Annotated in this window: 13 protein-coding genes; 2 read left to right on the plus strand and 11 right to left on the minus strand. The window is 69.8% G+C overall.

Going from position 1 to position 15,826, the window contains the following annotated elements:
- Positions 1 to 87: 87 nt before the first annotated feature.
- Genes dmpG through LDQ05_RS07010 form a run of 3 tightly spaced genes read right to left on the minus strand, consistent with a single transcriptional unit; the run spans position 88 to position 2,878 of the window.
- Positions 88 to 1,116 carry a 4-hydroxy-2-oxovalerate aldolase gene (gene dmpG / locus LDQ05_RS07000; protein WP_226436177.1) on the minus strand — a complete coding sequence of 343 codons (1,029 nt, stop codon included), beginning with the start codon at positions 1,114 to 1,116 and terminating at the stop codon, positions 88 to 90.
- Positions 1,116 to 2,057 (minus strand): acetaldehyde dehydrogenase (acetylating), encoded by a 942-nt coding sequence (locus LDQ05_RS07005; protein WP_226436178.1) that lies wholly within the window; start codon positions 2,055 to 2,057, stop codon positions 1,116 to 1,118. Before LDQ05_RS07005 ends, dmpG begins: the two co-directional genes overlap by 1 nt.
- On the minus strand, positions 2,054 to 2,878 hold the full coding sequence (locus LDQ05_RS07010; protein WP_226436179.1) for a 2-keto-4-pentenoate hydratase: 825 nt from the start codon (positions 2,876 to 2,878) through the stop codon (positions 2,054 to 2,056). The genes LDQ05_RS07005 and LDQ05_RS07010 overlap by 4 nt, the downstream gene beginning before the upstream one ends.
- Positions 2,879 to 2,948: 70 nt before the next feature.
- Between LDQ05_RS07010 and LDQ05_RS07015 the strand changes: the two genes are divergently transcribed.
- The gene (locus tag LDQ05_RS07015) at positions 2,949 to 3,710 is read left to right on the plus strand and encodes an IclR family transcriptional regulator (protein ID WP_226436180.1); all 762 of its coding nucleotides are present in this window, start codon (positions 2,949 to 2,951) and stop codon (positions 3,708 to 3,710) included.
- A 3-nt stretch (positions 3,711 to 3,713) separates the two neighbouring features.
- On the opposite strand, the gene LDQ05_RS07020 is transcribed toward LDQ05_RS07015, so the two are convergent.
- The 4 genes from LDQ05_RS07020 to LDQ05_RS07035 are packed head-to-tail and all read right to left on the minus strand — an operon-like array spanning position 3,714 to position 10,232.
- Positions 3,714 to 4,844, minus strand: coding sequence for a DUF3322 domain-containing protein (locus LDQ05_RS07020; RefSeq protein WP_226436181.1), 1,131 nt, complete (start codon positions 4,842 to 4,844; stop codon positions 3,714 to 3,716).
- Positions 4,841 to 8,149: an ATP-binding protein gene (locus LDQ05_RS07025; protein WP_226436182.1), complete on the minus strand. Its 3,309-nt coding sequence runs from the start codon at positions 8,147 to 8,149 to the stop codon at positions 4,841 to 4,843. Before LDQ05_RS07025 ends, LDQ05_RS07020 begins: the two co-directional genes overlap by 4 nt.
- The gene (locus tag LDQ05_RS07030) at positions 8,146 to 8,763 is read right to left on the minus strand and encodes a DUF4194 domain-containing protein (protein ID WP_226436183.1); all 618 of its coding nucleotides are present in this window, start codon (positions 8,761 to 8,763) and stop codon (positions 8,146 to 8,148) included. Before LDQ05_RS07030 ends, LDQ05_RS07025 begins: the two co-directional genes overlap by 4 nt.
- On the minus strand, positions 8,760 to 10,232 hold the full coding sequence (locus LDQ05_RS07035) for a DUF3375 domain-containing protein (protein WP_226436184.1): 1,473 nt from the start codon (positions 10,230 to 10,232) through the stop codon (positions 8,760 to 8,762). The genes LDQ05_RS07030 and LDQ05_RS07035 overlap by 4 nt, the downstream gene beginning before the upstream one ends.
- Before the next feature lie 164 nt (positions 10,233 to 10,396).
- Between LDQ05_RS07035 and LDQ05_RS07040 the strand changes: the two genes are divergently transcribed.
- Positions 10,397 to 11,446: a zinc-dependent alcohol dehydrogenase family protein gene (locus LDQ05_RS07040; RefSeq protein WP_226436214.1), complete on the plus strand. Its 1,050-nt coding sequence runs from the start codon at positions 10,397 to 10,399 to the stop codon at positions 11,444 to 11,446.
- 27 nt (positions 11,447 to 11,473) lie between these two features.
- On the opposite strand, the gene LDQ05_RS07045 is transcribed toward LDQ05_RS07040, so the two are convergent.
- The 4 genes from LDQ05_RS07045 to LDQ05_RS07060 form a co-directional block, all read right to left on the minus strand.
- Positions 11,474 to 12,235 carry an 8-oxoguanine DNA glycosylase OGG fold protein gene (locus tag LDQ05_RS07045; RefSeq protein WP_226436185.1) on the minus strand — a complete coding sequence of 254 codons (762 nt, stop codon included), beginning with the start codon at positions 12,233 to 12,235 and terminating at the stop codon, positions 11,474 to 11,476.
- A 57-nt stretch (positions 12,236 to 12,292) separates the two neighbouring features.
- A complete protein-coding gene (locus LDQ05_RS07050; protein ID WP_226436186.1) occupies positions 12,293 to 12,865 on the minus strand; it encodes a DUF3558 family protein in 573 nt (190 codons plus the stop codon).
- A gap of 125 nt (positions 12,866 to 12,990) precedes the next feature.
- Positions 12,991 to 15,216, minus strand: a complete 2,226-nt coding sequence (locus LDQ05_RS07055) for a glycoside hydrolase family 3 C-terminal domain-containing protein (RefSeq protein WP_226436187.1) — start codon at positions 15,214 to 15,216, stop codon at positions 12,991 to 12,993.
- Between the two features lie 9 nt (positions 15,217 to 15,225).
- Positions 15,226 to 15,798: a DinB family protein gene (locus LDQ05_RS07060; protein ID WP_226436188.1), complete on the minus strand. Its 573-nt coding sequence runs from the start codon at positions 15,796 to 15,798 to the stop codon at positions 15,226 to 15,228.
- Between the last annotated feature and the right edge of the window lie 28 nt (positions 15,799 to 15,826).

Genomic DNA, 15,826 nt, shown 5'->3' on the forward strand with positions numbered 1-15,826 from the left:
GTGGGCGGGGCGCATGTACGACCCCGGGCCGACCGGGCGACCACGACTGGTAGCTCCAGCTACCAGAAACGCGCACGGGTGGGGGTGTCAGGCGTTCGCGGCCTCGCGCTCGGCGACGAGGTTCAGCGCGATGTCGACGATCATGTCCTCCTGACCACCGACCAACTTGCGCTTGCCCGCCTCGAGGAGCAGGGTGCGCACGTCGATGCCGTAGCGGGCCGACGCCGCTTCGGCGTGACGCAGGAAGCTCGAGTACACACCCGCGTAGCCGAGGGTGAGGGTCTCGCGGTCCACGCGCACCGGGCGGTCCTGCAGCGGCCGGACGATGTCGTCGGCGGCGTCCTGCAGCTTGAACACGTCGCAGCCGTGCTTCCACTCGTACAGGTCGGCGACGGCGATGAACGCCTCGATCGGGCAGTTGCCGGCACCGGCACCGTGACCGGCGAGCGACGCGTCGACGCGGAACACGCCCTCCTCGACGGCGACGACCGAGTTCGCCACCGACAGCGACAGGTTCTCGTGCGCGTGGATACCGATCTCGGTGCCCTCGTTCAGCACATCCCTGTAGGCGCGGACGCGGTCGCGCACACCGTTCATGGTCAGGCGTCCACCCGAGTCGGTGACGTACACGCAGTGCGCGCCGTACGACTCCATCAGCTTCGCCTGCTTCGCGAGTTCCTCGGCGGGGGCCATGTGGCTCATCATCAGGAAGCCGGAGACGTCCATGCCGATCTCACGGGCCGTCCGGATGTGCTGCGCGGACACGTCGGCCTCGGTGCAGTGCGTCGCGATGCGCACCGACCGCACACCCAGATCCCAGGCGCGCTGCAGGTCGTGGACGGTACCGACGCCCGGCAGCAGCAACGTGGTCAGGCGGGCGTTGCGCAGCACCTCGGCCGCGGCCTCGATCCACTCCCAGTCGGTGTTCGAACCCGGACCGTAGTTGACCGAACCGCCGGCGAGACCGTCGCCGTGCGCGACCTCGATCGCGTCGACCCCGGCGTCCTCGAGCGCGCCGACGATGCGCTTGACGTCGGCCGGGGTGATCCGGTGACGCACCGCGTGCATACCGTCGCGGAGCGTGACGTCCTGAACGAAGATGGTGGTGTTGCTCATCAGGCGTTGTCCTTCTTCTGTGCGATGCGCTCCGCGATCTGCAGCCCGGCGGAGGTCATGATGTCCAGGTTTCCGGCGTACGCGGGCAGGTAGTGGGCGGCACCTTCGACCTCGAGGAAGATCGACACCTGGTGGGTGGGGCGGTTACCGTCCACCAGCAGGGTCTCCACCGGCTGGTCCTCGGGGATCTCGGTGATCTGCACCTGCTGCTTGAGGCGGTAGCCGGGTACGTACGCGGCGACGTCGCCGACCATCTTCTCGATGGACTGCCGGATCTCGTCGTGGGTCGCCGGGTCCGGCGCGTCCACGAGGCAGAACACGGTGTCGCGCATGATCAGCGGGGGCTCCGCCGGGTTCAGGATGATGATGGCCTTGCCGCGGCGGGCACCACCGACCGTCTCGATCGCCGACGACGTGGTCTCGGTGAACTCGTCGATGTTCGCGCGGGTACCCGGACCGGCCGACTTCGAGGCGATCGACGCGACGATCTCGGCGTACGCGACCGGCACGACGCGGGACACGGCCGCGACCATCGGGATGGTGGCCTGACCACCGCACGTCACCATGTTCACGTTCTGCGCGTCGAGGTGCTCGTCGCCGTTGACGGCGGGAACCACGAACGGGCCGATCGCGGCGGGCGTGAGGTCGATCAGGCGCTTGCCCAGCGGTGCGAGACGCTCGTTGTTCGCGATGTGCGCCTTCGCGGAGGTTGCGTCGAACACGATCTCGATCTCGTCGAAGTTCGGCAGATTCACCAGGCCTTCGACGCCTTCTGCGGTGGTGGGCACCTTCAGGCGCGCGGCGCGGGCGAGGCCGTCGGATTCGGGGTCGATGCCGACCATGGCACCCATCTCGAGAACCTCGGAGGTGCGCAGAACCTTGATCATCAGATCGGTGCCGATGTTGCCCGATCCGATGATCGCGACCTTGGTCTTGCTCATGCTTGCTTTCCTTCCACGAAACGGGCGGTCACGGTGCCGAGACCGGAGACGGTCACCGAGACCGTGCTTCCGGAGCCGACGGCCGCCATCGGACCCAATGCACCGGACAGGATCACCTGGCCGGCCTTCAACGGCTGCCCGAGCTCGCGGGCGGTCTGAGCGAGCCACACGACGGCGGCGACCGGATCACCGAGGCACGCTGCCCCGTTGCCGGTGGACACCTCGGTGCCGTCGATCGACATCGACATGGTGACGTCGACGGGGGTGACCTCGTCGAGGGTGCGACGTTCGGTGCCGAGGACGTACACACCCGACGATGCGTTGTCGGCGACGGTGTCGCCGAAACGGATGTCCCAGTCGGAGATCCTGCTGTCGCAGATCTCGAGCGCCGCGACGGCGTAGTCGATCGCGTCGCGTACCTGGGCGTCGTCGAGGGGACCGTCGACGAGGTCCTTCTTCAGCACGAACCCGACCTCACCCTCGACCTTCGGCTGGATGAGCCGGGTCATGGGGATGTCCGCGCCGTCGTCGAAGGCCATGTCGTCGAACAGCACACCGAGGTCGGGCCGGTCGACACCGAGCTGGTCCTGGACGGCCTTCGACGTCAGGCCGATCTTGCGGCCCACGACGACGGCCCCGGCCTGCGTGCGGGTCTCGTTGAAACGCTGCTGCACGGCGTACGCGGCGACGAGGTTGCTCTCGCCGATCAGCTCACGGATCGGGGTGCACGGGGTGCCGCTCGCGGCGGCGGACACGAGGCGGTCCGCTGCGGCGGCGATGTCGGCATCGCTGACCGCGGTGGTGTTCGTGGGTTGGCTCATGACCTCTACTTTCCTGCCTGCCGGGCCCACGTCACAACGTTTCGTCTCACTCAGCGATACGCTCGGGCGCATGGTGGCCCCAGCGAACCTCGACACCGTCCTCGGCAAGGCCGTCACCATCCTGCGTGCGTTCCGCCCGGACGACCACACCGTGCCCCTCGCCGAACTCGTCCGCCGCACCGGACTGCACAAGGCCACGGTGCACCGGCTCGCCGGAGAACTCGTCACCAACCGGCTCCTCGACCGTGTCGACGGCGGCTACCGGCTCAGCGGCGGACTGTTCGAACTGGGAATGCGCGCCTCCGTCGAACGCAGCCTGCTGGAGATGGCCATGCCGTTCCTGCAGGACCTCTACGAACGCACCCACGAAACGGTGCACCTCGGTGTCCGCGACGGATTCGAGGTCGTCTACGTCGCGAAGATCGGCGGCCACCGCCAGGCGAACTCGCCGTCGCGCACCGGCGGGCGGAATCCCTGGCACTGCACCGCCATCGGCAAGGCCCTCATCGCGCATTCCGACCCCGACGTCGTCCGTGACGCACTGTCGGCGCCGATGGTGCGCCGCACCCCGCACACCCTCGTCGCACCCGGGCTCCTGCGCACCCAGCTCGATCGGGTCCTCGAAACCGGGGTCGCGTTCGAACGTGAGGAGTCCGCGCTCGGCATCACCTGCGTGGCCGCCCCCGTCTTCGGGGTCGACGACACGGTCGTCGCCGCCGTCAGCGTCACCGGGCCCACCGGCCGGTTCGTGCCGGAGAACCACGTCGCCGCGGTCCGGGCCGCGGCCGAGGGGCTGCGCAGCACCGTCGCCCGCCGCGACCACCTGGTGTGAAGCTCACAGGGCCGCGACCCGGTCGAGGACGTACGGCCACGGGATCCGTTCCTGCTCGAGGCGCATCCCCTCGTCGCGGACCAACTCGAACGCCTCCCGTTCGCCGTCGGTGAGCCCCACGGGAACGTGCCCGGCGGGCGTGGGCTCCGGTACCGCGAGCTCCCGCCAACGTGCGAACGTGCCCGCATCCATCAACAGACTCCGCACCTGCGGTACCCGCCGCCGGAACCTGTCCAGGATCGCGAAGCCGTGCGTGTCGAGATCACCCCAGTACACGACGTCCGACGCCACGAGCCACGGCACGTCCGCGAGTTCGTGCACCGCATAGCCGCCGCCGTGCACTGCGACCGTCGCCGGACGATCCGGTAACGCGTGCACACCTTCTTTGTTCTCGAGCACCACCGTGACCGTCGGCCGCAGCGGCAACGCCGCCAACTCACCCAGTGACGTCGCGAAGATCCGCGGCGCCGCGGGCAGCAACGTCCGGTCCAGGACCGCCACCTCGCACAGGCGGGGCAGTGCCCGCACCCCGAGATCGCGGTCGCCGCGTACCCCCTCGAGCACGGATTCGACCGTGCCGCGATGCTGCGCGAGCCACTTCGTGTCCACACCCGGTATCGGAAGCTGCCGCACCAGCAATCCCGACGACGGGTTCGCGGCGAGCCAGCGCACCGTTGCGACGAGCCGTCCGAAATCGGTGTCGTCGAGGCCGAGCCAGCGCGAGTGCGTCGCCGCCACCGCCGCCGCCAGCCCCGCAGTGCCCGGACCCAGCTCGGCGAGCAACCGCTGTCGACGGTCGGTCAGCGTCCGCCATTCGGCGGCACGGCCGGCGGCCGCGGCGATCTCCGCGGCACCGGACAGCACCACCCGCACGGGCACGTCCTGGGTGCCGAAGCTCCGCCACCGGCGGGTCTCCCACGCGACGGTGCCGTGTCCGGCATAGCCGTGCCAGGTGCGCACCCACGCCACCGCCGCATCGGGGTCGGCGGCGACCGCCGTCTCCGACGGAGGGTGCAGCGCCACCGTCACCGACGCGGAGGCCGCGGCATCCGGATCGGCGATCCACCGGCCGCGCCGATTACGGTAGGTGGTGCGGGCCTTGTCGACGACCGCCGACGGCGCAACAGACTTCATCCGTCGCCTCCACCGGCGGCATCGCGGATCGGCACCAGCGACAACTGCGAGTACTGCTTGTCACGGATGCTCACGGTCGTGACGCCGTCGACGTAGTCGTCGAGGGTGCGCAGCAACTTCAGCGGGGTGGCGAGCACCATGTGGAAACCGAACCGGGTGAACACGTCCAGCGCCCGACGAGTGTAGGCGGGGTCGGCGCGGTCGAACGCCTCGTCGAGGATCACCGTGCCGTAGCGGGGCAGCTCCGCACCCGCCGGTGCCAGCTGATATCGCAGAGCTGCTGCGAGACAGAAGAACACGAGCTTCTGAGCCTGCCCGCCCGACAGCCCGGAACTCGAATCGTGATAGTTCGTGTCGTTGCCCTCCGGATCGACCTCCACCCCGACGAACCCGACGTGCAGGCGGGTGTCGAGCACCAGCCGCCGCCACCGCACGTCCGCGGGTTCACCGGAATCGAGTCGCTCGAGCACCGCCGCCATCCGCTCGAACCGCTGCTCCGCGTCGGCACGGTCCTCCTGCTTCCACGACCCGCTGACGAGCGAGACGAGTTCGGCGAGGAACTCCGACGCGGTCGCCGACCGGCGGTCCTTCACATCGATCCGCAGGATCCGGTCCGTGTCGAACGGCGACCGCCGCAGCGACTCGTTGACCGGTTCGATGCGCGACCGGATCTCACCCGGCGCACGCTGGATCGCGCGGGTCAGTTCGCCGATGTTGCGATGCGATTGCTCGCTGAGCAGCCGGAAGAACTCGTCCTCGTACGCCGGCAGACCGTCGTTGCGCAACCGCGACAGCACCGCCAGGGCCTCGTCGACGAACTCGGCCTCGGATCGCATCTCCGACCGCCGCGCCTCCCATTCGGCGAGATACGCGGTCAGGATGCGGGTGATGTCCCGTTCGGCGCCGCTGATCGCACCCGCCTCGACACGCTGCTCGTCGCCGATGGTCTTCCCGACGGTGTGCAGGGCACGGTCGATGTTGTCGTACGTGACGCGCCGCACCACCGTGTCGAAACGCGCCCGGATCCGGCCCGCCACCTCCTCCGGGGCGGCGGCGCCCATGTCCTCGCGGGCCCGACCGAGGCGGGTGGTGAGCGCGGTGAGTTCGGCGCGGTGCGCCCCGAGCGCGGCCTCCGCGGCCACCCGAGCCTCCCGAGCGCTGCGTTCCTCGTCCTCGGCGCGTTCGAGTGACGCTGCGAGCGTGGCGTATTCGGTGTTGCCGCGGAGCCACTCCCGCAACCGTTCGTCGAGCGTCGCGAGCTGCTGCTCCGCCGTGTCCACGTCGATCTCGGTCCACGTCACGTCCCGGAGCGTCGCGGCGGCGTGGCGGCGCCGCTGGATCTCGGCGTCGTCCTCCTCGAACCGGTCGCGCCGCTGCTCGAGCTCGGCGATCTCCGCGTCGACGGTGGCGATGCGGTCGCGCAACGCCACGAGTTTCGCTTCGTTGTCGAATCCGAGGACCCACCGGCTGCGGTCGCCGATGCGACGCCGATCGTCCTTCTCGAACCGGTCGCCGCCGTGCTTGACCTGACCGGCCCGGGTCACCCCGCGAGGGACGCGCCGCAGGTCGTCGACGGTGTCGACACACGCGTAGTCGAACCGCTCCGCGAGGTGGTGCCGGACCCATCCCGTGAGCGACCCGGCCTGCACGTCGAGCTTCCGGACGAGGGAGTTCTCGCCGGTGCTCGCGGTGCCCGGTGCCGTCGCCGCCAGGCGCACCCGCCGGTACACCAGGCGGGCACCGAGATGGTGCGCGTCGACCGCCGCTGCGACCCGCGGATACACCTCGTCCGGCACCAGGAGGGTGCGGCCGAACCCTCCCAGTACCCGCTCGATCGCCCCGCTCCACTCCGTGTGCTCGGGCAGCACCTCGATCAGTTCACCCGCGAACGGCAGCGTCTCCTCTGCGAGACCCGCTGCCGCACAAACCAGTTCACGGGCATGGAGCAGGTCGGTGTCGAGATTGGACCGGCGTTTGGCGAGTGCCTCCCGGTCGTCCAGGAGCGCGCGCCGCACCTTCTGACGTTCGGCGACAGCAGCGATCGCGGTGTGCTGCTGCGCGCGGCGCTCGGCGGCGCGGGCGTCGAGTTCGCGCAGCTCGGTATCGATCTGCGCGCGGAGATGCGTGAACTCGTCCGCGGTCGCGGGGGCGTGCGCTCCCCACGCCGCGAGCGCCGGACCGACGGTCCGCAGCTGCCGCGCCACCCGGTCGCGGGCGTCCTCGGCGGTGTCCCGCCGCAGCCGCAGCGTCGCGAGCTGTCCGTCGCCGGCGCCCGCGAGCCGTTCCTTGATGGAGAGGACGAGGTCGGCCGCGCTGTCCGCTTCGGTGGCGGTCTTGTCGGCCGCGGCCTCGAGCAGCGCGGTCTGCGCCGTTGCTTCCTCCACTCGTTCGGCGAGCAACTGCACGGTCATCGCGGCGTGCACCGCGTCGAGGTGGTCGGCCTCGTCCTGCAGTTGCCGCTGCCTCTGCAGGCCGTGGTCGCGGGCCGCGGCCAGCGCGACGAGCGGGTCGAGTGCCTCCACCTGCCGCCGCGCGTCGACCACCACGCGGTGCGCTTCGCGCAGGTCACGGAACTGTGTTGTGGCGCGCTCGGCGATGCCGAACGTGCCGGGTTCGTCGAGCATGTAGTCGCGGAGCAGCTGGTCGAGGCTGCCGAGGCTCTTCGCCGACAGGGTGCGGTGCAGCAGTCGTTGCGCGGCCTCCGAGGAGATACCGAGCCTGGTGCGGAACGCCCGCGCGAACGGTGCGTACCCCGGGTTGACGGTGGCGTCGGGCCACCGTTTGCGGATCGCGCGGGTGTCGATGCCGCGGCCGACGAACGGTTCGAACTCGGTGAGGTCGATGTCGGCGTCCACGATCAGGTGCAGCACCGACACGTCGCTGTTGGTGTTCGCGGCCCGCGCGAGATGCATCAGCTTGATCAACGTGGCCGGGGGAGTGTCGTCGCCGGTGCGGTAGGTCAGCGCGACGGCGCTCCACGTCGCACCGGTCCGCAGGTAGGAGGCGGTGAGCGCGTCGGTGTCGGCGTCCGCCTCGCGGCGCCATGCCCCGCGGATGTAACTGACCAGGTTGCGGCCCGCGCCGGAGGTCGTCTCCTGAGCGGCGGCATTGAACTTGACGCTGCCGACCGGCATGAGTACCGCCGAGATCGCGTCGACGAGCGTCGACTTGCCGGATCCGGAGGCACCCGTGATCAGAAAACCCTTGCGCGCCACCGGAATGTCGTGGTGGCCGTGGAGCGTGCCCCAATTGACGACCTGGATGCGGGCGAGCCGGAACTGGGTGGGGTGAATCGTGGCGGTCACGGCTCCTCCGCCCGCCCGGCGGGACCGTTCTCCTCGACGATGCGCCGGAACTCCGCCTCCACCGCGGCGACCTGGTCGGCGTCGAACAACTGACGCAGCACCGGCGACACCTCCATGCGTCCCTCGGTGGTCGTGGACACCAACAGCGAGTAGTCCTTCAGCTTGTTCCACGACGAGTTCACCCGCTTGCGGAATCCCGCCGGATCGGTGCTCGTCGCCGCCCGGTACACCTCGAGATGCCCGGCGACCTCGTCGAAGTCGACGATGACGCGTTCGCCGGGTTGTGCGCGCAGCAACCGGTGCCGCAACGCGAGGATCATGACGGTGTCCATGAACGTCAGCCGCTGGGTGCGCAACACCGTCGGTGTCCTGTGGTCGCCGGTGTCGGCGGGGCGGGTGAACGCGAGCTGTTCGTCCTCGTCGACGACGAGGTCGAGGAAGACGTCGGCGAGACGTGACCGCAGCACCCGCTCGTCGCGGATGATGGTGCGCCACACCTCCGGATGCTTGCCGGCGGTGACGAGCGGTCCCTTCAGCAGCTGCACGAGCGCCCGCCGTGCGTCGAGGTCCAGTTCACCGGTGTCGCCCGGGTACAGCCCGGCGGTGTCGGTCATGATCGCTCCCGGAGAGTGAAGGCGGGGTCGGTGGGGTCGAAGCGGTGACGACGGATCGTCGCGACCCGTCGCCCGCCGTGCGGGGCCGTCCACTCGATGTCCTCGGAGCCGTCGACGGGGTGGCCGTGTTCGGTGGCGAGCACGAGCAATCCCACGGCGCTCGCCAATCCCTGCGTGGCCGGGTGATCCTGCAGGACGTCGCCGATCGTCGCGGTACCCCGCTCGTGCAAGGTGGCGGCGACGTCGTCGACGAGTTCGTCCATGTCGATCTCGGATTCGCGGACGATGCGCCGCAGATCCTCGAGATCCACCTCGCCGACCCGGTTCGTCGCGACCGGTTCGGCGACGAGATCGTCGGCGGGGTTGTGCAGGTGCAGCGCCGCAACGGAATCGATGCTCATGCCGATCCGGACGAGTTCCACGTCGAGCACATCGTATGGTTTGCGCAACGGTGCGGCCCGCGTCGCCTGCTGTTGCGCCGACCGCAGCAGCCGCTGCAACCGACGGTGTTCCTCGTAGTGCCGCGACTGCACGAAGTGCCGCAGCGACCGCGACAGCGACGTCATCGTCGCGTGCACCTCGCTGCCCGCGACCTCCATCTCGGTGAACAGCGCCCGGAAACGACGCCGCTGCTCGGACCCGAGAAGCTGCGCGAACGGGCGCTGCAGCACCGTTTCGATCCACTCGTCGATCCGCGACGACCGTTCCGGGTCGATGATCATGTCGTAGAAGCCGGTGAAGCTGCGGCCGGCGTCGGAGTTGCCGATCAGATCGACGCCGCGGAACACCTCACCGAGGGTGTCGCCGCGATCGCGGTCGTCGTCGAGGATCCGTGCACGCAACTCCCGGTTGAGTGCGTCGAGTTCGGTGCGGACCCGCGCGAAGTCGCCGGGAATCTCCCCGGCCAACGCCAGGATCTCCCGGGACCGTTCGACGGCGCGGGTGCCGTCGAGGACGGAGAAGCGACCCGATGCGACGGCCTCGATCTCCCGGTCCAGTGCGTCACGTTCGGCGCGCAGCGCCGCGAGCCGGGTCTCGCTGCGCGGATCGGAGTTGCGGGCCAGATCCTGAAGCTGCCCGGCGAGTGTCGTCAGCCGCGATTCGGTGACGGAACTGGTGGTACCGGCCAATCCGGCGACGAACGCGAGCGCAGCGAACGTCGCCTCACTGGGCTCGAGTGTCTCCTCCCGCGACTCGGTGTCGGCGCGGCGCAGCAGGAATCCGGCGCGCACCCAGTCGGCGCAGTATGCCTGGCCGGTGCGGGGGAGGTCGAATCCTTCGTCGCGCATCGCCTGCAGGTCGACGTCGATCCGCGCGAACAGTTCGGGGGCGGGCAGCCTGCGGGTGCCGTGATCGAAATGTGCGCCCAGCAGCGACAACGTCACCGCGGCGTTGTCGGCGCGCAACAGCGCCCACGCCGCGTTCTCGCGTTGCAGGCGGGTGAGTCGGTGCAGGTCGGCGGTTGCCACGGAGTCCTCTCGGCGGGTGCGCCCATGCTGGCACACACCGCCGACATGTCCGCTGCGCGGTGGCGGAGGTCGGTGCCCACGGTGATCCGCGCAACGCGGCACGGTCGGCCCGCGAGCGTGGGATCCTGGTACACGGACCGGAGACCTACTCGGCGAAAGGGCCGATCACGAAGGCGCTGGTGTTCCACGGACCGGGCAGGCGAGCCTGGGAGGACGTTCCCGACCCCGCCGTCACCGACCCGACCGACGCGATCGTACGGGTCGACGCCGTCACCATCTGCGGCACCGATCTGCACATCCTCGGCGGCGACGTTCCCGCGGTCACCGACGGCCGCATCCTCGGTCACGAAGCCGTCGGCACCGTCGTCGAGGTGGGGCCGGGCGTGCAGACCCTGGCGCCCGGCGACCGGGTGCTGGTCTCGTGCATCACATCGTGCGGGCGCTGCCGCTACTGCCGCGAGGGCAGCTACAGTCAGTGCCTCGGGGGCGGCGGCTGGATCCTCGGACACCTGATCGACGGCACCCAGGCCGAACTCGTGCGGGTCCCGTTCGCCGACAACTCCACCCACCGCATCCCCGACGGAGTGTCCGACGAGCAGATGCTGATGCTCGCCGACATCCTGCCCACCTCCTACGAGGTCGGGGTGCTCAACGGCCGGGTGAAACCGGCCGACACGGTGGTCGTCATCGGCGCCGGACCCATCGGGCTCGCCGCGATCCTGGCCGCGAAACTCCTCAGCCCCAGCCACATCGTCGCCGTCGACCTCGCCGACAGCCGCCTCGACGCCGCGAGGGAATTCGGTGCCGACGTCACGCTCAACGGTGGTCGCGACGACGTCGCCGCGGTCGTCCGCGAACTCACCGGCGGCCTCGGCGCCGACGTCACGATCGAAGCGGTCGGCATCCCGCAGACGTTCGAGCAGGCCGTCGACCTGGTGCGTCCGTGCGGGCACGTCGCGAACGTCGGGGTGCACGGCACACCCGCGACCCTGCATCTCGAGAACATCTGGATCAGGAACCTCACGATCACCACGGGGCTCGTCGACACACGGTCCACACCGACACTCATCGGTCTCGTCGCGAGCGGTCGGCTCGACACGTCGCCGATGATCACGCACCGCTTCACTCTCGACCGGTTCGAGGAGGCCTATGACGTGTTCTCCCGAGCCGGGGAGACCGGGGCGTTGAAGGTGCTGCTCACCGCGACCGAATAGGCACGCCGTTCGGAACAGGCCCACCGTTCAGAACAGGCGGGGGGTGGCGTGGGAGCCGTCGCGTGCCTCCGCCAGCCGCGCATTCCAGCGTTCGACGAGCCACATCTCCACGAGTTCGGGCCGGGTGCCGATCTGTTCTGCCCACGCGACGATGAGCCCCACGTACCGCTCGTACCGTCGCAACGTGAAGTCCGCGACCGACGGATCCTCGAGCCAGCCCTCGTGGACGAGTGTCGACACGCCGTGCTGGTCGACGAGTTGCGCGGGCCCACCCTCGACACCCACGCCGACCGCCCACAGGAACGTCGCGAGCAGTGACACCCCCACACCGGGGGTGTCCGGCCACGACCGTCCCGCCACGGCCGGCAGTTTGCCGGTCTTGACGCAGTAGTCGAGGGTTCCCCGGATCTTCGCGAACGGGTCCCGGTCCTGCGGCCGGTGGGCGTCGGTGACGTTGGGGAATCGCAGGGCCGATCGGCGGCGCGTGTGCCCGACCCGCCATGCCGCGCACAGGAACAGCAACCCCAGTGCGTCGTGGTCGGCGTCGACGAGGTCGCTGTTCAGCCGCAGGTCGTGGCGCAGGATCACGGCCTTCCCCGATTTCACGATGCGGCCGTCGAGGTTGCGTCCGCGCAACTGCACCGTATGCTTCGCCGCGGTGAGGTGGTCGTTCCACCATTTCAGGTCGACCTGCACGCCGTCGTCGAGGACCTGCAGATCGAACATGCGCATGCGGCACCAGTCCACGCACGCGGACGGTGGCTCGAACCCCTCATCGATCGAATGCACGCAGGTCAGCCTGCCACGAACCGTCGGTGCAGTCGGGGACGACGAGCTCCCGGCGCGTCAGGCATCGATGTACTGCTCGATCGTTTCGGCGAAATCCTGCACGCTCTCGCAGGCGTCCCGGCGCTCGATCCCGCGTCCGTAGAACATCTGGTCGATGACGATGCTGCCGAATGCCGTGCTCAGGCTGAGTGCGCACGACCGGAGGTCGGAAGCGACGTCGTCGGCCTCCATGAGTCCACCCCGACCGTTGATGTCCACCCGTGTGGCGTCGTCGGCGTGGACCTGCGGATGCTCGTCGTGCGGACGAGTGGAGGCCTCGATGTCGACCAACGTGCGGGTCGACTCGCCCGAGGCACTGATGGACGGCCGCAGCGAGCACGTGATGGAGGCCGACACGCGATCCACGCGGGTGCTCAGTGTCGCCTCCGTCGGTTCCACACCGAGATCCCGGAAGAGTTGCTCGGGGATGTCCAGGCACGGATTGAAGGTGATCGAGTCGAAGGCCGTGAAGTCGATGGCACTCGCCGCGACCGCGGTGCCTTCGTCGCCGGACGCCGAACATCCCGTCGTGCCGACGACCAACGCGATGGCTCCCGCAATTCCCGCCGCGATCCGTACCGCTGTGTCCACCGAGCCCCCCGTGTCCTTCCCCCCGGGGGGTGCAAACAGCGGTCGGCCCGCCCGCGATTCCCCCGCGATCCCCGAAATGTGCGGGCAGACGGTAACACAGCGGCGCGGGCGGGTGCGCTGCCGGATCATCCGTCCGCGGCGGCGTCCAGCAACGCCTGCACCTGGTCGGCCTCGATCCCGAAGTCCCCGAAGCTCAGCACCCGGCCCAACGGCATCGACGCCGCCATGGCCAGCACCGCGGGATCGAGCGCGGCGGAGCCGCCCGCCGACTGCGCGAACATCCGCCCGAGCACCTCCGCCGCCGCAGGATTCGCGAGCACCTCGCCGATCGACGAATCCAGAGTCAACGGGACGCGCACCGCGTCACCGGCGATGTCGACGTCGCAGCGCACCCGGAGGTCGCGGCTCGACGCGCCGATCTCCACGACGTACCGACCGCCCTCGACGACCCACTCGTCGACCCGGGTGTCCCAATAGGCGAGGTCGCTGCGCCGCAACGGGATCCGCACTTGTCGTGCTTCACCCGGTTCGAGTCGGACCTTCGCGAATCCCTTCAGTTCCCGCGGTGGGCGGGTCACCGCCGACCCCGGCACCGACACGTACACCTGCACCACCTCCGTGCCCGCCCGGCCCCCGGTGTTCGTGACGGTCACCGCCACCTCCTCGGCGGTCGCCGACGCATCGGAATAGGCGAAACTCGTGTACGACAGGCCGTGCCCGAACGGGAACGACACATCGGTGCCGCGCGCGTCGAATCCCCGGTAACCGACGAACAGACCTTCGCCGTAGCGGACGTGGCCGTGTTCACCCGGAAAGTCCGTGTACGACGGGACATCCGCGAGTCGCAGCGGGATCGTCTCGGCCAACCGCCCCGACGGATCGACCGTCCCGAACAGGACGTCGGCGAGGGCACCGCCACCGGCCTGCCCGAGCAGCCACCCCTCCACGATCGCCGGAACCCGGGCCGTGAACCCCGACAGCGCCACCACACCACCGTTCGACAGCACCACCACGGTCCGCGGGTTCGCCGCGAGCACCGCGTCGAGCAGGCGCAGCTGCGACGCGGGCAGATCGATGTCGGTCCGGTCGAAGCCCTCCGATTCGAGTTCGGCGGGAACACCGAGGAACACCACGGCCACGTCCGCGTCCGCGGCGGTACCGGCTGCGGCGGTGAGCAGTGCGTCGGAAGTCGATCCGTCGGCGAGGTAACCCGGCGCGAACGGGACGTCGGTGGCCGACAGCGCGCGGATCTCGTCGAGAGCGGCGTCGAGACGTGTCGGCTCGATCCGCGACGACCCGGCACCCTGGTACCGCGGGGATTGCGCGAGGTCGCCGATCACGGCGATCCGGGTGTCGGGCGAGAGCGGCAGCGTCCCGTCGTTCTGCAGCAGCACCACGCATTCGGCCGCCACCCGGCGTGCCAGCGCGTGGTGCGCGTCGACGTCGAAGCGGGCAGCGGGATCGTCGACGGCCCGCGCGGCGAGCGCGACGACCCGGGTCGCGGCGGCGTCCAGCACCGACTCGTCGAGGGTGCCCGAGCGTACCGCGGCGACGATCTGCCGGTCGGTGCGGCCACCCGACGCCGGCATCTCCAGGTCCAGACCGGCGGCGAGCGCCGCAGCACGGTCGACGACGGCACCCCAGTCGCTGACCACGAGCCCCGCGAAACCCCATTCCCCGCGCAACACATCGGTGAGCAGCCACCGGTTCTGCGACGCGTACACCCCGTTGATCCGGTTGTAGGAGCACATCACCGTCCACGGTTGCGCATCCTGCACCACCCGCTGGAAACCGCGCAGATAGATTTCGCGCAGGGGCCGCGGATCGACGTCGGCGGACACCCGCATCCGGTCGGTCTCCTGATTGTTCGCCGCGAAATGCTTGACCGACGCACCCACACCCTGCGACTGGATGCCCCGAACCAGCGCCGCGCCGAGCACACCCGCCAGCAGCGGATCCTCCGACAGGTACTCGAAGTTCCTGCCGCACAACGGTGACCGCTTGATGTTGATACCCGGCCCCAACAACACCCCGACCTGCAGGGCCCGTGCCTCCCCGCCGAGGGCCCGACCGACCCGCTCCGACAATGCCGGGTCGAACGAGCACCCCAAGGCCACCGCCGGCGGGAAACACGTCGCCGGCACCGACCCGGACAACCCCAGATGGTCGCTGCCGCCGGTCTGCTTGCGCACGCCGTGCGGGCCGTCGGTGAGCATCGTCGACCGCACACCGAGCCGATCCACCGGTTTCGTGTGCCAGAAGTCCCGACCGCTGGTGAGCGCCGCCTTCTCCTCGAGCGTCAGCTCGGCGACGATCTCGGATGGGGAACGGGTGGTCGCGGATTCGCCCATGGACGCAGGTTAGCGTCCTTCGCGCCCGCGGGTGTGGGCATACAGATCGCGCAGCAGGCAGACCTCCGACAGATGATGGATGAGCTCACGGTGGATGTGCAACACCAGATCCGCCATGGTGAGCTCCGGGAACGGCTCCTTGTCGCCGACCGGCACGAGCAGACCGTCGTCGCCGAGGTCGCGCACACCCGCCAGCCACACGGTCAACTGCGCGTCGAGCTGGTCGAGGGCTTCCGCGGCGGTCCCCGCATACTCCCAGGATTCGTACGACACCGTCGGCGCCCCGAAATGCGAGGCGTTGCGGGCGGCGAGCACCCCCACGACGACGTGCCCGAGCTGCCACGCGATCGTCGTGAACGGTGCGGGCACCGGCTCCGGGTACGCGAAGTCGATCGTGAACGCGCCCGATCCGGCCTGCATCCGCGCCGTCGACGTGCCGCGCGGCCGCACACTCCAGGCGTCCGGCACCGGCGAGAAGAAGTACTCGTCGTCCGTCATCCCCTGCAGACGACCGCGGAGCTGGTGGTTCCAGTGGAACTCCCACTGTTCCCGCAGCGCGTGATTCCAGTCGAAGGTGTTCATGGCTCCACCCTCACCGGGCAAGAGGACA

The sequence above is a fragment of the Rhodococcus yananensis genome, from assembly GCF_020515525.1.
Taxonomy (GTDB): domain Bacteria; phylum Actinomycetota; class Actinomycetes; order Mycobacteriales; family Mycobacteriaceae; genus Rhodococcus; species Rhodococcus yananensis.

What these genes read in the sequence shown, in the direction of transcription:
- dmpG (WP_226436177.1), bottom strand. Translation starts at nt 1,116, where the DNA reads ATGAGCAACACCACCATCTTCGTTCAGGACGTCACGCTCCGCGACGGT.
- LDQ05_RS07005 (WP_226436178.1), bottom strand. Translation starts at nt 2,057, where the DNA reads ATGAGCAAGACCAAGGTCGCGATCATCGGATCGGGCAACATCGGCACC.
- LDQ05_RS07010 (WP_226436179.1), bottom strand. Translation starts at nt 2,878, where the DNA reads ATGAGCCAACCCACGAACACCACCGCGGTCAGCGATGCCGACATCGCC.
- LDQ05_RS07015 (WP_226436180.1), top strand. Translation starts at nt 2,949, where the DNA reads ATGGTGGCCCCAGCGAACCTCGACACCGTCCTCGGCAAGGCCGTCACC.
- LDQ05_RS07020 (WP_226436181.1), bottom strand. Translation starts at nt 4,844, where the DNA reads ATGAAGTCTGTTGCGCCGTCGGCGGTCGTCGACAAGGCCCGCACCACC.
- LDQ05_RS07030 (WP_226436183.1), bottom strand. Translation starts at nt 8,763, where the DNA reads ATGACCGACACCGCCGGGCTGTACCCGGGCGACACCGGTGAACTGGAC.
- LDQ05_RS07055 (WP_226436187.1), bottom strand. Translation starts at nt 15,216, where the DNA reads ATGGGCGAATCCGCGACCACCCGTTCCCCATCCGAGATCGTCGCCGAG.
- LDQ05_RS07060 (WP_226436188.1), bottom strand. Translation starts at nt 15,798, where the DNA reads ATGAACACCTTCGACTGGAATCACGCGCTGCGGGAACAGTGGGAGTTC.